General features: G+C 32.9%; 1 protein-coding gene. It reads left to right on the top strand.

The genetic code is table 11. The annotated features are described in order from the left end of the window. The first annotated feature begins 274 nt into the window (after positions 1-274). Positions 275-838, top strand: coding sequence for a hypothetical protein (locus FLP_RS24005; protein ID WP_065452031.1), 564 nt, complete (start codon positions 275-277; stop codon positions 836-838). Positions 839-888 lie beyond the last annotated feature (50 nt).

Here is an 888-nt window from a genome sequence, read left to right as displayed (position 1 = left end):
AAAAAGCATTAATTTAAACACTGAAATTTTAAAAAACTTTAAATTGAAACGTAAATTAGAAAGCAAACAAAAGTTTGAAAGTTGGAATCTGCCAACATAAACTTAAAAACAACCAGCCTGTAACAGCCACTACAACGGATTTGGGCATTTGGCTTAATGGAAAATTGGTTTTGTATTTGGAAGATTTGGCAAATCCGAAGAATGGGCTTAATTTATTCCCAAACCCGCTGTAGTGCCAGAACGTTATAGGCAACCGTAAAAAGAAACGAAAACAATGACATTAACACAAGAACATTTGGATTTTGAAAAATTCAGCCGAAAACTCATTGGGCTGACAATTATTAAAGTCGAATATTCTGAAATTAATTATGAGCCGACAAACCCTAGACCTAACTATCCGACAAAATATAAAAACCTTGACTCAGTTGACTTCTCAATCTTTCTTCATACTGACAGTGAAAAATTGGTGGAGATTTATTGGGATGATAAATTTTTTCAATATGGTATTGGCATTAAAATAAACGAGCAATCTGATTTTTCTGGAAATATAAAATGGAATGTTTCGCCGAACGACCTTTGGAAAAAATTTCTTGGAACAAAAATTACAGATATAAATATTACTTGGGAAACAGTTACAACGACAGAAGAAAAGACGCGTAAGACTAATAATTTTATATATCCGCAAGACATAAAAATTACTTTTTCAAATGACAAGAATTTGTTTGTAAGTGTAGCTGGTTTTTTAGACCAAAACGACGAAGAAGTTTATGGGATGCTTGACAACTTAACCGTGACGGACAACGAAGAATTGGCAAAACAAGTAAAAATGATAAATTGAGTATCTAAACGGCCAAAACGGCTACCTATAACACACGCTACAAGCAATTT

Origin of the sequence: Flavobacterium piscis, from assembly GCF_001686925.1 — a bacterium.
Classification (GTDB): Bacteria; Bacteroidota; Bacteroidia; order Flavobacteriales; family Flavobacteriaceae; genus Flavobacterium; species Flavobacterium piscis.
This window is presented reverse-complemented; position numbering and strand designations above follow the sequence as displayed.